Source organism: Amycolatopsis sp. w19, from assembly GCF_051373225.1.
GTDB classification, from domain to species: domain Bacteria; phylum Actinomycetota; class Actinomycetes; order Mycobacteriales; family Pseudonocardiaceae; genus Amycolatopsis; species Amycolatopsis japonica.
The window spans coordinates 26,919-44,587 of the sequence record NZ_JBPQFM010000034.1 but is presented as its reverse complement, the minus strand read 5'-3'; the positions used below and the strand labels follow the sequence as shown (position 1 = coordinate 44,587).

Genomic DNA, 17,669 nt, shown 5'->3' with positions numbered 1-17,669 from the left:
GGGCGGCGTGCGCGTCGTGATCGCGGAGGATTCGGCCATCCTCCGGGCGGGGCTCGTCGAACTGCTGAACCTTCGGGGGCACGAGGTCGTCGCGGCCGTCGCCGACGGCGACAGCCTGTGCGCGGCGGTACGCGAACATCGGCCGGACGTGTCCATTGTGGATATCCGGATGCCGCCGACGCACACGGACGAAGGACTGCGCGCGTCCATCGCGTTGCGCGCGGAACTGCCGGGGTGCGCGATCCTGCTGTTCTCGCAGTACGTCGAGACGCAGTACGCGACGGAACTCCTCGCCGACCGCGCGGGCGGCGTCGGCTATCTGCTGAAGGACCGCGTCGCGGAGGTGTCGGACTTCCTGGACGCGCTTCGCCGGGTGGCCGAGGGCGAGACGGTGCTCGACCCGGAAGTGGTCAGCCAGCTGTTCACCGCCACCCGGAAGACGGACGCGCTCGCGGGGCTGACACCGCGGGAGCGTGAGGTGCTGGGCCTGATGGCCGAGGGCCGGTCGAACTCGGCCATCGCGGCGGCGTTGTTCCTCTCGGCGGGCTCGGTGGAGAAGTACGTGTCGAGCATCTTCGGGAAGCTGGCGCTGCCCCAGTCCGAAGGGGACAACCGGCGGGTCCTCGCCGTGCTGCGGTACCTGGAGTCCTAGGGCGGGGCCTACCGCGGCTCCACCGGAACCCCGTCCAGCTCAGGAAGGCAAAGCTGCACCCAGGCGACATCCCGCCAAGCCCCGTGCTTGTACCCGATGCGCCGGTACGTCCCCACCGGCTCGAAGCCGAGCGCGCGGTGCAGCCCGGCGCTCGCGTCGTTCGGCAGTACCATCCCCGCGCAGAAGTTCCGGAAACCGCGCGACGCCAGCTCGTCCAGCAGCGCCTGATAGAGCGCGCGCCCGCCGCCGGTCCTCCGGCGGCCCAGCTCCAGATAGATACTGACCTCGCAAGACCAGCGATACGACGGTCGGCCGCTGAAGGGGCCTCCGTAGGCGTAGCCGACGACGCGACCTTCGTCGTCTTCGAGCACGAGCCAGGCGTGTGCTCGCTGCGCCTTGGCGATACGTTCGGCCATCTCGTCCGGTTTGGGCGGCTCGGTTTCGAACGAGATCACCGTATCGGTGACATACGGCGCGTAGATCTCCGCGCACGCCGTCGCGTCGGCTTCCGTCGCTTCCCTGATCACCATGGCGACCATAGTAACCGAGGCTGCCACTATAGTGAGCAGCATGTCGGATCCCTTGTCCGCGTCGCTCGCCGCGACGCTCCAGGCCGCGAGGCTCGATCAGAACCTTTCGGCCAACGCCCTCGCCGAGTCGTCGGGCGTGTCCAGGGCGATGATCGGCAAGATCGAACGGGGCGAGGCGCAGCCGACGGCGGTCCTGCTCAGCAGGCTTTCCGCCGCGCTCGGCATGACGTTGTCCGAGCTGATCGCGCGCGCCGAGCACGGTGACCGGCGGCTCGTGCGCGCCGCCGACCAGCCGACCTGGACCGACCCCGACACCGGGTACGTGCGCCGAGCGGTCTCGCCTTCACTGGGCGGGCCGCTGGAGCTGGTCGAGGTCGTGCTGCCCGCGGGCGCCGAAGTCGCCTTCCCCGCCCACACCTACGTGCTGACCCATCACCAGATCTGGGTGCTCGACGGGCATCTGCGGTTCCGCGAGGGCGACGTCGAGCACGAACTCGACGCGGGCGATTGCCTGCAGCTCGGCACCCCGCAGCCCTGCGCCTACGTCAACCCGACCGGGGAGCCGGTCCGATATCTGGTCGCGCTCGCCCGGCGGCACGCCTGATACTCGGACGATGCAGTCCCGGGCCCTCGCCTACGTCGCGGCGAAAGCACGCGGCGGGCACGAAGCCGGCTTGCCGGTGACACTGCACTTCCACCCCGATAGATCCACAGTGGACGGACGCCCGCTGCTCGAAGCGATGGCCGAAGACGGGTTCTACCGCAACCAGTTCGAAACGGGGACGAGCAACGGAGGGCTGACCGCGCGGCCCGGCGGAGACCGCTGGCACTGGGAAAGCCGGATGTTCGGCGGCGCCTACGACGACGCGCCCGCGGCCGAACGGCCGAAGTACGGCGCGCTGAACTTCCGCCGTCGCCCGGCCGGCGGCGCGCCGAGATTCGGCTCCGCCCATTTCCGCATGGCCGCGCACACCCTCGGCAGGACGACGTTCTGCTATCCGGACAGCGTCCTGAATCCGGCGGATTTCGGCTGCGGCACCAGGGTTTCCGCACTGATCGAGCTGGCGGCCCGAGACTACGCCGACCTTCTCGACGACTACATCGAGGCGCACGTCCACGGCCCGGTCGACCTCGCGAAGGACGTCGAAGCCCTGGTTCTCGACCCGAGTCACCGCGGCACGGACGTCGAAAAGGCCGCTTCACGGCTCGGCTGCCCGGTCGAATGGCATCCGGGTTTCCGCCTGTCCACCGAAGAACTCCAACGGCATCCGGCGTACCGCGGCACCGAATTCGTCGAACTCGGCCTGGCGCTGGCCGAAGACGGCCACCTCGATCCGCACGTCCTCGGCGAAGCCCGGCACCTCGACCCGCAAGCCCTCAAACGCGTCTGGCACTACGTCGCGCGCTTCGGGGCACTACCGTGAAGAGCATGTACTCCACGGAGATCGAGGTGCGCACCGGCAGCGTGGCCGTGGTGCACGACCTGACCAAGGACGCCGAGGCCTTCCTGCGCGACGCGGACGCCGAGGACGGGATCCTGCACGTCTTCGTCCCGCACGCGACGTCCGGGCTGGCGATCCTCGAGACCGGCGCCGGCAGCGACGAAGACCTGCTCACGGCGCTCGACGAACTACTCCCCCGCGACGGCCGCTGGCGGCACCAGCACGGCAGTCCCGGTCACGGCCGTGACCACGTCCTGCCCGCACTGCTGCCGCCGTTCGCGACGATCCCCGTGATCGGCGGGGTGATGACGCTGGGCACCTGGCAGTCGGTCTGCCTAGTGGACACCAACCTCGACAACCCGGTCCGGCGCGTCCGCTTCAGTCTGCTGGAGGGCTGACCGGCCCGGCCACAGCGCGAGCACCAGTCCCACCACGAGCAGTCCGGCGAGCACCCACACCCCGGTCGCGACGTCCGGCGCGCCGGGCACGCCCTGCAAGAGGCTCCGGAGCCCTTCCGCCGAGAACCGGAACGGCGTCCAGGACCACAGCACGGCGCGATACGCGGGGTTCAGCAGCTCCGGCACCTGACCCGCGACGGCGGGCGCGACCAGGTACAGCGGGCCCAGGATCGCCATCGCCCGCACGCCCAGCAGCCTCAGCAGCCCGGTCTGCAGGGCGGCGAATCCGGTGGCGGCCAGGAAAAGGAAGCCGAGGACGTCCCAGCCGAGCGGGAGCGCGGAGTCCCACAGTTTCAGGAAACCGGCCAGCACACCGGTGACCAGCAACCCCGCCGAAACGATCTGGGTGAGGCGCGCGGCGGCTCCCGCGTCCCGGCCGATCCGCCGTCCGGCCAGGACCAGCACGGCGCCCGCGATCAGGCAGCCGACCCACGCCAGCGCGCTCAGCGCGAGCGGGGCGACCCGGCCCGCCGCGCTCGCCGGATGCAGTGTTTCGATCTTCGGCGTCCCGCCGCGCGCCTGCGCGGCGCCCGTCAGCGCCTGCTGCGCGATCTGCGTCCCGGACGGGTTCACCGCCCCGGAGAGCACGACCGTCGACGGAAGTTCGAGAACGCCGTAGACCTCCTTGTCCGTCAGCAGTTTCCGGCCTTCCTCGGGTGAGGTCACCCGCCACGAGACCTGCCCTCCGCCATGGGAGGCGATCCCGTTCGCGGCCGCTTGGAGCGGCCCCGGAGGCGCTGCCACGGCGAGAGGCAGACCGTCGGGCGCGACGGTCGCCTGCGCGCCGAAGGTGAGAAAGCCGAGTACGGCGGCGACCAGCGCACCGGCCACCGCGGCTAGTAAGGCGAAGGCCCCGGCGGGGCGACGGTTCGACATGACCGTCCTCCATTTATTCGTCACTTGTTGAATTAGCTGCCAAGGTAGGCCTCGGCCGCCGAGAAGTCAACAGACGTTGAATAAGCTCACCGGTACCGTCGATCGCGTGACTACTCCGCATCGGCTCGTGCTGTGGGACATCGACCAGACCCTCGTGGACCTGCGCGGCGTGGGCGCCACCTGGTACACGACCGCGCTCGCCGAGGTCGCCGGCGTCGAACTGCGGGCCTTGCCGAATTTCGGCGGCCGCACCGAACGCGCCATCAGCGCGGACATCCTGACGTCGCACGGCGTCGAGCCCACCGAGGAGAACGTGCGCAAGCTCTGGCTCGCGCTGATCGCGGTCTCCGAAAGCCACGCCCCGACCCTGTCTTCGAGCGGCCGGGCGCTCCCCGGCGCCAAAGACGCGCTGTACGCCTTCGCCACGCACGGCGGCGTCGTCCAGACACTGGTCACCGGGAACCTGCCGGAGATCTCGGTGCACAAGCTGACCGCGTTCGATCTGCACGAGCACGTCGACTTCGAGATCGGCGGCTACGGCTCGCTTTCGGCTCACCGGCCCGATCTGGTGCCGGCCGCCGTCGGCCACGCTTCGGCGAAACACGGCACCGAGTTCGCGCCCGAGTCGGTCGTCGTCATCGGCGACACCCCGGACGACGTCCGTGCCGCGCTCGACAACGGCGCCGTCGCGGTGGCCGTGGCGACCGGGCAGTTCAGCGCGGAGGAACTGGCCGACGCGGGTGCGCACACCGTGCTCGGCGACCTGTCCGACCTGGTAGCGGTACGTGCGGCCGTGCTCGGGGGCGCCAACTAAGCTCGGTCCATGGCATACCCAGGCGGCGGCAACGGCTGGCCGGAGCAGCAACCGCAGCAGCCCTATCAGCAGTACCCCCCGCAACAGGGATATCCGCAGGATCCCCAGCAGCAGTACCAGGGTTACCAGCAGCAGGGCTTCCAGCAGTTCCCGCAGCAGTCGTACCAGGGTTTCGCGCCGGAGCCACCGAAGGGCGGCAAGAAGGGCCTGTGGATCGGCCTCGGCGCGCTCGTGCTGGTCGTCGCCGTCGGTGCCACACTCTTCTTCGTCCTGCGCGACGGCGACGAGCCGCAGCCTCAGGCGGCACCGCCGTCCTCCTCCGCGCCCGCGCCGCCGCCTTCGTCCTCGGCGACGAAACCGCCGTCTTCGAGCAGCGGTGCCCCGAAGGACAACAAAGTGCCCTCGACGACGCCCGGCTGGCAGGGGATCCTGTCGGTCAAGGACAAAGCCGCCTACGACCTGCCCGCGTCGGGCTGGGAGACCGAGCCGGGCCAGATCGTCGGCTACAACGAGGGCGAATTCAAGATGGTCATCCACGAGGCGTCGACGTACAAACTCGGCGCCTGCCCGGAGGTCCGCGGTTCGAACCGCGGTGTCGTCGGCTTCGCCACCGCGGACCAGATCCCGGTCGAGAACGCCGCCCGTGGCGCCGTCCGGCTCTGGACCCAGGCCGCCACCGGCAAGCCCGACGTCCCGCTGCCCGACATCACGCAGGTGGCGATCGCGGGCGGCTCGATCCAGGCGGTCAGCTCGACCGGGACGTTCACCCCGGCCGAAACCGAGGAATGCCGCGCCCCGAGCGTGAAGGTCACCTCGGCCGCGTTCAAATCGGGCGACCAGACCATCTGCTTCGTCATGGCCATGGACCAGGGCACCCCGGACGCGCTGACCGAGGCGGACGCCCAGAAGATCCTCGCGAGTCTGAGGCCTCAGCAATGACCGGCCCCGGTGGGCGCATCGACGAACCTCGGCAGTGGTTCGTCGATCCGCTCACCGGGCAACCGCTCGAAACCGAAACCGAAGCCGAGCAGACGAGGCCGCTCCCGGTCGTCCGGGACACCGTTCCCTCGCGCCGCCGCCCGCGCCTCAGGCCGACGCTGGGGATCCTGGGGCTGATCCTCGTCCTCGCCGTCGGCACGACGGCCACCTATCAGGCCAAGACCACACCTCCACCGCCGTCCGCCCACGATCTCGTCCTGCCCGATCCGGTGCCCGCCACCCGCATCGAGCCCGTGATCGCGGGCTGGCAACCGGTGCTGTCCGACGATCACCCGCTCGTCTACGACGTCCCGCCGGACTGGAAACTCGAAGAGCCCGACGTCGCCATCGGCTACGAGACCCCGTCCGGTGACCTCGTCACCCTGCAGGGTGTCGCGCGCTACCGGCGTGCCTTCTGCCCCGGCTCCGATCTCTCGGCCCGCGCGATGGCGGGGTTCACCACCATCGACGAGGGCGAGGTCGGCGGACTCGCCCAGGCGGCCGAGGAATCGACGATCCGCTGGGCCGAAGCGGCGTACGGACACGGCCCGAAGCCGGAGATCGGCAAGGCCGGGCCGGTGCCCGTCCTGGACGGCGGGACGACCGCCACCGCCGTGACCACCACCGTCGTCCCCGCCCCGGACGGACCGTGCCCGGCGCCCTCCGTCGCGATCACCGCGATCGCCCTTCCGCTGCGAGCACTGCCCGGATCGGGCCGCTACCACGTCCTCCTGGTACTGGCGGACCAGGGGATCCCCGGTGCGATAGCCGGCGGCGTCGTCCTCAAGATGGGTGAGAGCATCCGTCGCGAGTAGCACTCCCCTAAGGGAAATATGGGTCCCGTGCCGGATGTGTCCGGGCACCTCCCGCCCTTAATTTGAGTTCCATGCCAAAAGGGGGAAGCGGGACGGCCGCGCCGGGCCGGACGCACAAGATCGCCACGGTGCTGAGGCACCGGCTGCCTTTCACCAGCCTCGTCACGCTGACCATGCTCGCGCTCGCCTTGGCCACGGGCGCGCTCTGGTCGGCCGCCGAGGACCGCGCGGTGTATCCGTACATCGCGTATGGGCTGCCGTCGCTCGAAGCAGGCCGGTGGTGGACCTTGTTCACCGGACCGCTGTTCGCGGTCGTCCCGCTGTACTACCTGCCGATGGTGCTCAGCTTCGCGTTGTTCGCCGGATTCGCGGAATGGCGGCTCGGCACGCGCCGGGCGATGGCCGTCGCCATCGGCGGCCAGTTCGTCAGCGTGCTGGTCGCGGTCCAGTTCCTGGCACTGAGCCGCAACTCCGGCTGGGAATGGGCGGAACGCGTCGCGGGCAGCCTCGACGTCGGATTCTCCGGCGGCGCGCTCGCCGCGGTCGCGGTCGCCAGCGCCACCCTGCGCCCGCCGTGGCGGCTGCGCCTGCGCGCCGGGCTCTGCGTCTACGCCGGGGTCGCCATCATCTTCGTCGGCACACTCGCCGATCTCGTGCACTTCTTCGCCCTCGTCCTCGCGCTGCCGTTCGGGCGGAAGTTCGTCGGTGCCAAGGAATCCTCGCGCGAACGGCGACCGAGCCTGCGCGAGTGGCGGTTCTACGTGATGGCCGGCCTGCTGGTCCTGACGGTCGCCGAACTGGTGATGTCCTTCGTACCGGGCAACGGTCCCTTCGGTTCGTCCGAAGAGCTTTCGCTGTCCACCTGGGAAGTCGTCGTCCTGTGCCTGATCGTGGTGCCGATCATGAACGGCCTGCGCAAGGGCAGCCAGGTCGCCTGGTGGTGCGCGATGATCCTGACCTCGTTCGTCATCCTGCAGGTGATGGTCTACGGCGGGGTGCTCACGCTCGCGGAGATCTTCGGCGAGGACGCCGACCTGATGGATCCGCCGCTGTTCTTCGTGGACAACCTGCTGTGGACGGTCGAATTCGCGCTGCTGGTCTCCTCGCGCGGCGCTTTCCGCGTGCCGTCGCGGCGGAAGCGCCGCCGTCTCGGCCGGATGGGCAACCCCGCGCTGGCCCGCACCCTGCTCAGCCGTCACGGCGGAAGCACGCTTTCGTGGATGACGACCTGGCCGCAGAACTCGTACTTCGTGGCCGCGGACGGCAAGTCCTACCTCGCCTACCGGCGCCACGCCGGGGTGGCCATCGCCCTCGGCGACCCGATCGCCCCGGACGGCGCCGCCGACCGGACGATCGCCGAGTTCATCACGATGTGCGAGAACACCGGCCTCGTGCCGTGCCTCTTCTCCGCCACCGGCGACACCATCGCCAAAACCGGGGAACTCGGCTGGAAGCAGGTCCAGGTCGCCGAGGACACCCTGATCGAACTGGACACGCTGGAATTCCGCGGCAAGCGCTGGCAGGACGTGCGGACCGCGCTCAACCGCGCCAAGAAGGACGGCATCGAGTTCCGGCTCGTCCGGCTCGCCGACCAGCCGCGCGCGGTGATCTCGCAGGTCCGCGCGATCTCCGAGGAGTGGATCGGCGACAAGGGCATGCCGGAAATGGGCTTCACCCTCGGCGGTGTCGACGAGGCGATGGATCCCGAGACCCGCGTGGGGCTCGCGGTGGACGCCGACGGCGTGGTCCACGGCGTGACGTCGTGGCTGCCGGTGTACACCGGCGCGGGCGCGATCGGCGGCTGGACGCTCGACGTCATGCGCAAACGCGCCGACGGGTTCCGTCCGTCGATGGAGTTCCTGATCGCGTCGTCTTGCCTGGCCTTCCGCGAAGAAGGCGCGAAGTTCGTTTCGCTGTCCGGCGCTCCCCTGGCGAGCTCGGGCGAACCCGCGCACGCCGTCGAGCGGGTGCTCGACGCGCTCGGCACGATGATGGAGCCGTTCTACGGTTTCCGTTCGCTGCACGCGTTCAAGGCGAAGTTCCAGCCGCGTCACGTGCCGCTGTACCTCGCGTTCCGCGACGAGGCGGATCTGCCGCGGATCGGGATCGCGCTCGGCCGGGCCTACCTGCCGAACACCGGGCTGCTGCGGCTGGCGAAGCTCGCGCGGTCGGGCAAGAAGCCTCAGCGCAGTGTGGAAGGAGGCGGCGTGATGGTCTTGCGGTCGGCTTCCGGGACACCGCGGTAGGTCTTGAGGATCTTCAGGATCAGCTCGCGATCCGCTCCGCCCGGCGCGTCCTGGCCCGAATAGACGGCCAGGGCCGCCGAGGCTTCGCCCAGCTGGGGAGCGATCACGCCGACCAAGGCGCGATGCGCGCCGCACGCTCCCGGCGGGGTGACGACCTCCGCGAGGACGATGCTCGCGGGGACCTTCTTGCCGGTACCGAGCGTGAACTCGGTGGTCTGGGGCGGTTCCGCGGTGATCTTGGCCGTCAGCGGGCCGTTTTCGGGGTTGTAAGCGCTGACGGCGAGGTCGTCGACCGCCTTCTTCGCCGCGGCGGCGGCATCGGCGAGCTTGATGTTCGCCACCCCGCTGCCGCCGAGCCTGCTTCGCTTCTCTTGCGGGCAATAGCCTTCCCCGACGAAGGCGCTGGCGACCATGGTGATGCCCGGGACCTGGGTGCCCTTCTCCCAGCCGTGGATCGTGCCGGGTTTCGGGGTCCAGTTCGGCGGGACGTCGTAGGCGTAGACGCCGTCCTTCCCGGCCACCGACTGCCAGCCTTCGGTCACCGCCGGCGCGACGACCCGAGGCGAAGGCGTATAGACGATCGGAGCCCGGGGCGTGGGCGCGCTGCTCTCCGACGACCTGTCACCGTTGTTCGCGAGCGCGGCGACCGCGATGACGCCGAGCGTCGCGAAGAAGCCGTACATGGCCCTTCGCCCGCTCCGCGACATCGGCTGCTTCGCGGGCTTCTCCGGCTCCGGCTCCGGCGTCGGGGTCTCGGGAGCGGGCGTGTAGCCGGACGAGTCCGAGGGCTGATAGCCCCCGAACCCGTCCAGCGCCGCGTTGTCCTCGTAGCCCGGGGAATCCCCGCGCTTCTTGCCGAACACAGCGTCCTCCGTCGGGACTTCGGTGCGTATATCGGTGGATCCAGGTTTCTGCCGGCAAGGCGCCGGTTCGTCCTCGTACCGGGTCGTACTCGGGCGAACCGGCGACGCAGCCGACAGGAAGCTGGGCCGCCGAGATACGTGCCGAAGTCCCGACGGTAGACGCTACGAACGGACGAGCTTGACCAGATGCTCGACGACCGCGTCGACGGCGATCTCCTCGCGGTCGCCGGTGCGGCGGTCCTTGACCTCGACGACACCGTTCGCCAGGCCACGCCCGACGACGAGGATCGTCGGCACACCGACGAGTTCGGCGTCCGCGAACTTCACGCCCGGGGTGGCCTTGCGGTCGTCGAGGACGACCTCGATCCCGGCGGCGTCCAGTTCGGCGGCGAGCTTCTCGGCGCCCGCGGCGACCGTCTCGTCCTTGCCCGCGATGACGACGTGCACGTCGAACGGCGACACCTCGCGCGGCCAGACGATGCCGAGGTCGTCGTGGTTCTGCTCGGCGAGCACGCCGACCAGCCGCGAGACGCCGACGCCGTACGAACCCATGGTGATGCGGATGGGCTTGGAGTCCGGGCCCAGCGCGTCGAGTTCGAACGCGTCCGCGTACTTGCGGCCCAGCTGGAAGATGTGCCCGATCTCGATACCGCGCGCGGCGACCAGGGTGCCCTTGCCGTCGGGCGACGCGTCGCCCTCGCGGACCTCGGCGGCCTCGATCGTGCCGTCACCGGTGAAGTCGCGGCCCGCGACCAGGTCGACCACGTGGTGGTCGCGCTCGTCGGCGCCGGTGACCCAGGCGGTGCCGTCGACGACGCGCGGGTCGAGCAGGTAGCGGACTCCGTTGTCCTTCAACGCCTTCGGGCCGATGTAGCCCTTGACGAGGAAGGGGTTCTTCGCGAAGTCGGCCTCTTCGAGCAGTTCGAACTCGGCGGGCTCCAGCGACGCTTCGAGACGCTTCGTGTCGACCTCGCGGTCGCCGGGGAGGCCGATGGCCAGCAGCTCCCACTCCTTCGCGCCCGGCTGGCGGGTCTTCACCAGGACGTTCTTGAGCGTGTCCGCGGCGGTGAAGGTGCGGCCGAGGTCGGCGTTGTTCAGGAACGTGACCAGGGACTCGATGGTCGGGGTGTCCGGCGTGTGGTGGACCTTCGCCTCGGGCAGGCCCTCGATCGGCTTCGCCTCGGGAGCGGGCGTGGTGACCGCTTCGACGTTGGCCGCGTAACCCGATTCGGTGCTGCGGACGTAGGTGTCCTCACCCGTCTCGGCGACGGCGAGGAACTCCTCTGAGGCCGAGCCGCCCATCGCGCCGGAGGTCGCCTTCACGACGACGTACTCGATGCCAAGGCGGTCGAACAGCTTGGTGTAGGCCTGGCGGTGCAGCTCGTACGACTTGCTCAGACCCTCGTCGTCGAGGTCGAAGGAGTAGGAGTCCTTCATGACGAACTCGCGGCCGCGCAGGATTCCGGCGCGGGGGCGCGCTTCGTCGCGGTACTTCGTCTGGATTTGGTACAGGACGACCGGGTAGTCCTTGTACGAGTTGTATTCACCCTTCACGGTGAGCGCGAAGAGCTCTTCGTGCGTCGGGCCGAGGAGGTAGTCCGCGCCCTTGCGGTCCTTGAGGCGGAACAGGGCGTCGCCGTACTCGGTCCACCGGCCGGTGGCCTCGTAAGGCTCCTTCGGCAGCAGCGCGGGGAACTGGATCTCCTGCGCGCCGATCGCGTTCATCTCGTCGCGGACGACGTTCTCGATCCGGCGCAGCACCCGCAGGCCCAGCGGCAGCCAGGAATAGCCACCCGGGGCCACCCGGCGGACGTAGCCGGCGCGTACCAGGAGCCGGTGGCTCGGTACCTCGGCGTCCGCCGGATCCTCACGCAGGGTGCGAAGGAACAACGACGACATCCTGGTGATCACTTCTGGGCTCCTCGCTGGAATTACGTGCTTAGACGTTCTGCGCAGCGTAGTCACCCCGCCCCGGGCCGGTTCAACCGGTTATCGCGGGCGCCCGGTTTTGTCGGTGGGCGCCGCTAGCGTGCCGCCATGGGTATCGAACTGGGCATGATCACGATCGACTGCGCGGATCCGCGCGGGCTCGCGGCGTTCTGGACGAAGGCGCTGGAGGTCGAAGTGGATCAGGACCACGGCGGCGAGTTCCTGATCCTGCACGCCAAGAAGGAGAACGGGCCGGTGTTCGCGTTCCAGCGCGTGCCGGAGGAGCGGGTGGGCAAGAACCGGGTCCACGTGGACTTCGGGACCGAAGACATGGAGAAGGAGGTGGAGCGTCTGATCGGACTGGGCGCGAAGAAGCTGGACGAGCACGAGATGCCGGGTTTCGCCTGGACGGTGCTGGCCGATCCCGTCGGCAACGAATTCTGCGTCGCGACCCACGAGGGCTGACGCCGGTCGCGATGGTCAGAATGGCGGCATGACGGAGCGAGCCATCCTGCCCTGGTCCGACATCGAGCTGCCCGAAGGACTGAGCGCGCGGCTCTACGACGGCATGGGCCCGCTGCCGGACGCGGGCCTGGATGACGTCGAGGTCTACGTGCTGCCGTACGACACCGGCGCCGAGCCGATGAAGCTGATCGACCGGCTTCCTTCACTGAAGCTCGTGCAGTCGTTGTCGGCCGGGGTGGAGAAGCTGATCCCGCTGGTGCCGGCGGGAGTGAAGCTGGCCAACGGCCGCGGCCTGCACGACCTCAGCGTGGCCGAGCACGCGCTGGCGCTGATCCACGCTTCGCAGCGGGATCTGCCGCGGTGGTTCGCGCAGCAGGCGACGGCGTCGTGGGAGCGCGAACACACGCGCTCGCTCGCCGACAGCCGGGTGCTGCTGGTCGGGTACGGCTCGATCGGCCAGGCCATCGAGCGACAGCTGATCGCGGCCGAGGCGATCGTGACCAGGGTGGCGAGCACGGCCCGGCCCGCGGAGCGGGTGCACGGCGTCGGCGAACTGGCCGAGCTGCTGCCGTCCGCCGACATCGTGGTCCTGATCCTGCCCGAAACGCCCTCGACCATGGGCCTGTTCGGCGCCGCGGAGCTCGCCGCGCTGCCGGACGACGCCCTGGTGGTGAACGTCGGGCGCGGCTCGGCGATCGACACCTCAGCGCTCACGGCCGAGACCGTCTCCGGGCGGTTGCGCGCCGCGCTCGACGTCGTCGATCCGGAACCGCTGCCCGCCGGGCATCCGCTGTGGAGTTCGCCGGGCGTGATCATCACGCCGCATATCGCGGGCGGGTCGGCGTCGTTCTACCCGCGCGCGAAACGGCTGGTCGCCGAACAGTTGCGTCGGTACGTCGCCGGGGACGAGCCACTCAATCTCGTGAGTGGCTAGTTCCGCCCCGCGGTGCCGCCACCCGCGCCCGAGGCGTTGCGAAAGCCACTTTCGCAACGTTGAAGGTTGCGAAAGCGGCTTTCGCAACGTGATCGGTGCCCCGATGCCTCGCCAAATCTGGGGCGGTAAGGCGAACAGAGCGCCACCAACAAGACGCGAAGGGGCCTTTCACCGCATCGGACGCAGCGAAAGCTCCCTTCAGCCCAGCTGACGACCGCGCCACCTCTCGTGAGCGGTAAGGACGGTTAGAACCGTCCTCACCACTCACGAGCCGGGCGGCTACTGCCAGTGGGTCCGGTAAGCGAGCCACTCCCGCATCGCCCCCGCGAGGCGGCGTTGCGCCGCGCGCACCCCTGTCGTCGCGGGCGGTTCCGGTAACCGGCAAGCGCGTTCGGCATGCCCGGCCAGTGCGACACCGAAAGCGGTGACCGCCCAGACCGGGACGCCGGCCAGCACGGGGCGGCGCCGGAGCAGCCGGTCGACGTCGGCGGGTTCGTGCCCGGCGTCGAGCAGGTACGGGACGAGCGCGACCAGATCGAGCCAGCCCGCGCCCCTCGCCGGGTAGCGCCAGTTGGTGACGAGCACCCGGCCCGGCCCGGTCCGCACCAGGTATTCGGGCTGGATGTCGTTGTGCAGCAACGTGTCCCCGGCCGACCAGGGATGCCACGACGTCTCCAGCTGGACGAGCCGGTCGAGATTGCGGACGGCCCACGCGTCGAGATCGTCGGGGCGCTCCTTCGCGAGTTCGTGCCAGCCGCGCAGGAGCGGGCCGAGATCGTCGAGCGCGTCCGGCACGTCGGGCAGCGGGCACGGCGTGAGCGTGCGCCCGAGCGCGCCGAAGGTGGCCAGTACCGCCGAGAGGTCCGGCGATCCCGGGCGCAGGTTCGGCCTGGTGCCGTCGAAGTCGGCGAACGCGAGCACCAGCCATTCACCGTCCACAAAGGACAACAGCTTCGGCGTGGGCGCCTCCGGGGGAAGCCGTCGCGCGATGGCGGCCTCCGTCCGGTAGCCGCCCGCGCGCGGGCTGCCCGCCGGGATCGCCTTCAGGAAGACCCAGCGATGACCGCGTTCGAGTTCGAGCCGCGCCGAGACACCGCCGTCGAATTCCGGGGTCTGCCACAACGAACGACGGACCATCGACCCGAGCTCACGCTCGACGGCGTCACGCGTCGCCGAGGGGAGGTCGTGCCAGCCGAGGCGTGCGGAAACCGGCAACGCCCTACCACCCCCAGCGATCTCTCCGAGAAGATCGACTGTACCGAAATCCACCCTTTCGGGTGACAACCGGTCAGGTCGGAACAGGTTTCACATACCCGGCCCAGCGCTGGAACTCGCTGAACCCGACACGCTCGTAAACCCCGAGAGCACGGTGACTGTTGTCCTGGTCGACGTTGAGCGAGGCCCGCTGGAAACCCTTGGCCTTGGCCTGGACGAGGGTGTGCCCGAGCAGCGCGCCCGCGATCCCGCGTCCGCGAAGGCTCGCGTCGGTCGCGACGTGGCTGACGTACAGCTCCTTCACGCCCGTGGCGGCCTCGTCGGAGGCGAAGAACGCGCTCAGCACCATCGCGACCACCCTGTCCCGCTCCGGGCTCAGCAGCAGGAACGACAGGTCCGGCTGGAAATCCTTCGCGCCGACCACCAGATGCCGCCACGCTTCCGGCGACTGCGTGGTGCTCCCCCAGTGATCCGCGAAGGTCTCGTTGCGGGACCGCAGGGTGAGGGCCTCGTACTTCTCCTCGTACGCGACGAGCGGGAACTCTTCCGGCAGCGGTTTCGCCGGCGGGATCGAGCCGAGGTCGGCTCGCATGTCGACGAACCAGCGGGCGTGCCCGAACCCGGCGCCCACGAGTACCTCGGCGAGCCAGCGCTGCTTGGTGTTGGCCGCGCCGTGCAGTTCCAGCGGTACGTCCGGATGGGACTTCGCGTGGAGCTTCTTGCCCGCTTCCTCGAACCACCCGGTGAGGTGCGCGGCGATCGCTTCGTCGCGATAGGCGGGGTGGACGAGCGTCTCGACCCGCATCATGTGCACCGGATCCGCCGCGTCACGCTTGCGGAGCAGACCGTAGGCGACCAGCGTGTCGCCGTCCCACGCGCTCGTGGACGCGGTCGGCAGGTCGACGGTCGGCGTACCGATCTCTTCGGCGAGATCCTCCGCGCTGTAGTGCTCCTCGATCGGCTCGGCACGCTCCGCCTCGGCGAAGGTCTCGGCCAGTCGCGGCATGTCGTCCATGGTCAGCGGGCGCCAGGTCAGGCTCATGCGGACGAGGCTAAGCCCGCGCCTCGGGGTGACGCACTCCATTTAGTTACGCTTCCGTGGTGCTCGTGCTGCTCCCCCCTTCCGAAACCAAGGCCACCGGTGGCACCGGCGGCCCGCTGGACCTCGGCGCGCTGTCGTTCCCGGAACTGAACCCGGCCCGCGCGAAGCTGGCCGACGCGCTGGTCGAACTGGCGGACGACGTCCCGGCCAGTGTCGCCGCGCTCGGCATCACGCCGCGGCAGACCGACGAGGTCGCCCGCAACGCGGAGCTGTGGACCTCGCCCACGATGCCCGGCCTGCGCCGCTACACCGGGGTCCTCTACGACGCGCTCGACGTGAAGTCCTTCACCAAGGCGACGCTGGCGAAGGCCGAGAAGCGCCTCGCGGTGGCTTCGGCATTGTTCGGGGTGGTCGCGGCGACCGACCCGATCCCCGCGTACCGGCTTTCCGGCGGCAACGCGCTCCCGGCGCTGGGGACCGTTCGCAGCGTGTGGAAGCCGGTGCTCGAACCGGTGCTCCAGGGCATCGACGGTCTCGTCGTCGACCTGCGTTCCGGCCCCTACTCGGCGCTGGCGAAGCTCCGCCCGGACGCGGTGACCGTCCGCGTCGTGACCGAGGACGCGAAGGGCAACCGGACCACGGTGAGTCACTTCAACAAGGCGCACAAGGGACGGCTGGCCGCGGAGCTGGTGAAGTCCCGCAGCGAACCGTCCACTGTGGAGCAGTTGATGCGAGTGCTGTCGAAGGCGGGCCTCGCCGTCGAACGCACCGGTGACCACAGTATCGAGCTGTTGACCGGCGACGGGGCGCATTAGTTCCGTACCCCTACGGGCTTCTTCCTCGGTTGTTCCACCAGGCGCGGATGCGGAAAGTGATTTCCAGCCACCTGGAAAGGAACCACCGTGAACAGAAGAAAACGGCTACTGGGGATCGCCACCGCCACCCTCGGCTGCCTCTCGGTCCTCCTGCCCGCGCCGGCGGCCGCCGCGGACCTGCCCGCGGTCACCCCGACGGACCAAGCGGTCGTCCCCTCCGGACCGCATACGAACTCCATCGGCGGCACGCCCGCCTCGGTCACGGACTATCCGTTCATCATCGCGGGCCTGCGCGAAGGCGGGACGCGACCGCAGGGGCAGACCTGCACCGGGTCGGTCGTCGCGCCGCGCAAGATCCTGATCGCCGCGCACTGCAAGGACGCGGCCGGCGAGAAGTCGTTCCTCTACGGGCTCGACGACCTGAACGCCGGTGGCGGAACGCGGATCGGCGTCGTCAGCTATGAGAAGCACCCGAAGTACGTCAACTTCGACCAGGGCTACGACGTCGCGGTGGTCACCACGGACGCCGACATCCCGGTGCCCGGCGGCCAGTACGCGAAGGTCGCGACGTCGGCCGACACGGACTTGAACAAGCCGGGCAAGTCCGGGTTGGGGCTCGGCTACGGCAAGAAGGACTTCAACGACGACACCCGCAACGTCGAACTGCACAAGTTCACCCTGCCGATCGTGCAGGGCAGCAACTGCAACGGTGTCGGTGCCGGCTTCAAGGAAGCCACGATGATCTGCAGCGGCTACAGCGACGGCCACGTCACCATCCTGCCGGGCGACAGCGGCGGACCGCTCGTGGTGGACGGCAAGATCGTCGGCGTCGCGTCGTGGAGCCGCAGCGACTTCAAGTGGTACAGCGTCTACGGCAGGCTCAACAACGACATGGGCGACTGGGTCAAGCAGCAGATCGGCGAGCCGCAGAACCCGGAGACGTTCTCACTTGCGGTGACGCCGTCCTCGCTCAAGGTCGAGCCGGGCAAGTACGTTTCGGCCACGGTGACCAGCAAGCCGGGCAAGAACGGCGCGGAGAAGGTCGATCTCAGCGCTTCGGGGCTGCCGGAAGGCGCGACGGCGACGTTCCAGCCCTCGTCCATCACCTCGGGTGAGTCGGCGAAGGTGAGCATCGAAGTTCCCGCCGGGACGGCCGAAAAGGATTACGCGGTCACGATCTCGGGCAAGGGCACCACCGACACCGCGACCACGAACCTGACACTGACCGTCGGCGCAGGCGGACCGCAGCCCGGCGACCTCAAGGTGGGCCTGAGCCCGGCCAGCGGGACATCGCAACCCGGCTTCTTCAGCAACGTCACGGTTTCCGCCACCGGCGGCACGGGCACGATCACGCTGTCGGCGTCCGGGCAAGGGCTGCCGTTCGCCCCGTTCTTCAACCCGAAGACGATCTCGAGCGGCGGCAGTTCGACCATGCAGGTGGTCGCGCCCTTCCAACGGGGCACGTATCCGGTGACCGTCACCGCGACGGACTCGGCGGGCAAGACCGCCACCGCCACCTACACCCTCACCGTCCAGTAGCGAGTGTCATGAAAGGGTCGTTCAGGACATATTTCGTCCTGAACGACCCTTTCATG

The 17,669-nt window shown here is 69.5% G+C and carries 18 protein-coding genes; 12 read left to right on the top strand and 6 right to left on the bottom strand.

Going from position 1 to position 17,669, the window contains the following annotated elements:
- Window positions 1–7 precede the first annotated feature (7 nt).
- On the top strand, window positions 8–652 hold the full coding sequence (locus ACSMFO_RS37625; protein ID WP_037342386.1) for a response regulator transcription factor: 645 nt from the start codon (window positions 8–10) through the stop codon (window positions 650–652).
- An 8-nt stretch (window positions 653–660) separates the two neighbouring features.
- Here ACSMFO_RS37625 and ACSMFO_RS37620 read toward each other — a convergent pair whose 3' ends face one another.
- The gene (locus ACSMFO_RS37620; RefSeq protein WP_436462234.1) at window positions 661–1,191 is read right to left on the bottom strand and encodes an N-acetyltransferase family protein; all 531 of its coding nucleotides are present in this window, start codon (window positions 1,189–1,191) and stop codon (window positions 661–663) included.
- Between the two features lie 31 nt (window positions 1,192–1,222).
- On the opposite strand from ACSMFO_RS37620, the gene ACSMFO_RS37615 reads away from it, so the two are divergent.
- From ACSMFO_RS37615 to ACSMFO_RS37605, 3 genes are read left to right on the top strand one after another with little or no spacing between them, the layout of a single operon-like run.
- Window positions 1,223–1,786, top strand: coding sequence for a helix-turn-helix domain-containing protein (locus ACSMFO_RS37615; RefSeq protein WP_125737936.1), 564 nt, complete (start codon window positions 1,223–1,225; stop codon window positions 1,784–1,786).
- Between the two features lie 10 nt (window positions 1,787–1,796).
- Window positions 1,797–2,606, top strand: coding sequence for a DUF3626 domain-containing protein (locus tag ACSMFO_RS37610; RefSeq protein WP_436462233.1), 810 nt, complete (start codon window positions 1,797–1,799; stop codon window positions 2,604–2,606).
- Between the two features lie 5 nt (window positions 2,607–2,611).
- Window positions 2,612–3,022 carry a secondary thiamine-phosphate synthase enzyme YjbQ gene (locus ACSMFO_RS37605; protein WP_037342383.1) on the top strand — a complete coding sequence of 137 codons (411 nt, stop codon included), beginning with the start codon at window positions 2,612–2,614 and terminating at the stop codon, window positions 3,020–3,022.
- On the opposite strand, the gene ACSMFO_RS37600 is transcribed toward ACSMFO_RS37605, so the two are convergent.
- Window positions 2,960–3,958: an ABC transporter permease gene (locus tag ACSMFO_RS37600; protein ID WP_436462232.1), complete on the bottom strand. Its 999-nt coding sequence runs from the start codon at window positions 3,956–3,958 to the stop codon at window positions 2,960–2,962. The two genes, ACSMFO_RS37605 and ACSMFO_RS37600, sit on opposite strands and share 63 nt — an antisense overlap.
- A 127-nt stretch (window positions 3,959–4,085) precedes the next feature.
- On the opposite strand from ACSMFO_RS37600, the gene ACSMFO_RS37595 reads away from it, so the two are divergent.
- The 4 genes from ACSMFO_RS37595 (at window position 4,086) to ACSMFO_RS37580 (ending at window position 8,811) form a co-directional block, all read left to right on the top strand.
- Window positions 4,086–4,772, top strand: a complete 687-nt coding sequence (locus tag ACSMFO_RS37595; protein ID WP_436462246.1) for an HAD hydrolase-like protein — start codon at window positions 4,086–4,088, stop codon at window positions 4,770–4,772.
- A gap of 9 nt (window positions 4,773–4,781) precedes the next feature.
- Entirely contained in the window at window positions 4,782–5,711 is a 930-nt protein-coding gene (locus tag ACSMFO_RS37590) for a hypothetical protein (RefSeq protein ID WP_436462231.1), read from the top strand.
- Window positions 5,708–6,565, top strand: coding sequence for a hypothetical protein (locus tag ACSMFO_RS37585; RefSeq protein WP_436462230.1), 858 nt, complete (start codon window positions 5,708–5,710; stop codon window positions 6,563–6,565). The genes ACSMFO_RS37590 and ACSMFO_RS37585 overlap by 4 nt, the downstream gene beginning before the upstream one ends.
- 71 nt (window positions 6,566–6,636) lie before the next feature.
- Entirely contained in the window at window positions 6,637–8,811 is a 2,175-nt protein-coding gene (locus ACSMFO_RS37580; RefSeq protein ID WP_436462229.1) for a bifunctional lysylphosphatidylglycerol flippase/synthetase MprF, read from the top strand.
- Here ACSMFO_RS37580 and ACSMFO_RS37575 read toward each other — a convergent pair.
- On the bottom strand, window positions 8,748–9,674 hold the full coding sequence (locus ACSMFO_RS37575) for a hypothetical protein (RefSeq protein ID WP_436462228.1): 927 nt from the start codon (window positions 9,672–9,674) through the stop codon (window positions 8,748–8,750). The genes ACSMFO_RS37580 and ACSMFO_RS37575 overlap by 64 nt on opposite strands.
- A gap of 162 nt (window positions 9,675–9,836) precedes the next feature.
- Window positions 9,837–11,585 (bottom strand): proline--tRNA ligase, encoded by a 1,749-nt coding sequence (locus ACSMFO_RS37570; RefSeq protein ID WP_400567785.1) that lies wholly within the window; start codon window positions 11,583–11,585, stop codon window positions 9,837–9,839.
- A gap of 126 nt (window positions 11,586–11,711) precedes the next feature.
- Here ACSMFO_RS37570 and ACSMFO_RS37565 point away from each other — a divergent pair, with 126 nt between their 5' ends.
- Both ACSMFO_RS37565 and ACSMFO_RS37560 read left to right on the top strand, forming a co-directional pair.
- Entirely contained in the window at window positions 11,712–12,068 is a 357-nt protein-coding gene (locus tag ACSMFO_RS37565; protein WP_038509994.1) for a VOC family protein, read from the top strand.
- A gap of 28 nt (window positions 12,069–12,096) precedes the next feature.
- The gene (locus ACSMFO_RS37560; RefSeq protein WP_436462227.1) at window positions 12,097–13,002 is read left to right on the top strand and encodes a 2-hydroxyacid dehydrogenase; all 906 of its coding nucleotides are present in this window, start codon (window positions 12,097–12,099) and stop codon (window positions 13,000–13,002) included.
- A 279-nt stretch (window positions 13,003–13,281) separates the two neighbouring features.
- Here ACSMFO_RS37560 and ACSMFO_RS37555 read toward each other — a convergent pair whose 3' ends face one another.
- On the bottom strand, window positions 13,282–14,217 hold the full coding sequence (locus tag ACSMFO_RS37555) for a hypothetical protein (RefSeq protein WP_038509987.1): 936 nt from the start codon (window positions 14,215–14,217) through the stop codon (window positions 13,282–13,284).
- Between the two features lie 73 nt (window positions 14,218–14,290).
- Window positions 14,291–15,259, bottom strand: coding sequence for a GNAT family N-acetyltransferase (locus tag ACSMFO_RS37550; RefSeq protein ID WP_436462226.1), 969 nt, complete (start codon window positions 15,257–15,259; stop codon window positions 14,291–14,293).
- 59 nt (window positions 15,260–15,318) lie between these two features.
- Here ACSMFO_RS37550 and yaaA point away from each other — a divergent pair, with 59 nt between their 5' ends.
- Together yaaA and ACSMFO_RS37540 are read left to right on the top strand one after the other, a co-directional pair.
- Window positions 15,319–16,074: a peroxide stress protein YaaA gene (gene yaaA, locus ACSMFO_RS37545; RefSeq protein WP_436462225.1), complete on the top strand. Its 756-nt coding sequence runs from the start codon at window positions 15,319–15,321 to the stop codon at window positions 16,072–16,074.
- Between the two features lie 87 nt (window positions 16,075–16,161).
- Window positions 16,162–17,613, top strand: coding sequence for a trypsin-like serine protease (locus ACSMFO_RS37540; RefSeq protein WP_436462224.1), 1,452 nt, complete (start codon window positions 16,162–16,164; stop codon window positions 17,611–17,613).
- Window positions 17,614–17,669 lie beyond the last annotated feature (56 nt).

Coding starts and splice junctions, on each gene's coding strand:
- ACSMFO_RS37620 (WP_436462234.1), bottom strand. CDS start 1,191: ATGGTCGCCATGGTGATCAGGGAAGCGACGGAAGCCGACGCGACGGCG.
- ACSMFO_RS37615 (WP_125737936.1), top strand. CDS start 1,223: ATGTCGGATCCCTTGTCCGCGTCGCTCGCCGCGACGCTCCAGGCCGCG.
- ACSMFO_RS37610 (WP_436462233.1), top strand. CDS start 1,797: ATGCAGTCCCGGGCCCTCGCCTACGTCGCGGCGAAAGCACGCGGCGGG.
- ACSMFO_RS37605 (WP_037342383.1), top strand. CDS start 2,612: ATGTACTCCACGGAGATCGAGGTGCGCACCGGCAGCGTGGCCGTGGTG.
- ACSMFO_RS37600 (WP_436462232.1), bottom strand. CDS start 3,958: ATGTCGAACCGTCGCCCCGCCGGGGCCTTCGCCTTACTAGCCGCGGTG.
- ACSMFO_RS37590 (WP_436462231.1), top strand. CDS start 4,782: ATGGCATACCCAGGCGGCGGCAACGGCTGGCCGGAGCAGCAACCGCAG.
- ACSMFO_RS37585 (WP_436462230.1), top strand. CDS start 5,708: ATGACCGGCCCCGGTGGGCGCATCGACGAACCTCGGCAGTGGTTCGTC.
- ACSMFO_RS37580 (WP_436462229.1), top strand. CDS start 6,637: ATGCCAAAAGGGGGAAGCGGGACGGCCGCGCCGGGCCGGACGCACAAG.
- ACSMFO_RS37565 (WP_038509994.1), top strand. CDS start 11,712: ATGGGTATCGAACTGGGCATGATCACGATCGACTGCGCGGATCCGCGC.
- ACSMFO_RS37560 (WP_436462227.1), top strand. CDS start 12,097: ATGACGGAGCGAGCCATCCTGCCCTGGTCCGACATCGAGCTGCCCGAA.
- ACSMFO_RS37550 (WP_436462226.1), bottom strand. CDS start 15,259: ATGAGCCTGACCTGGCGCCCGCTGACCATGGACGACATGCCGCGACTG.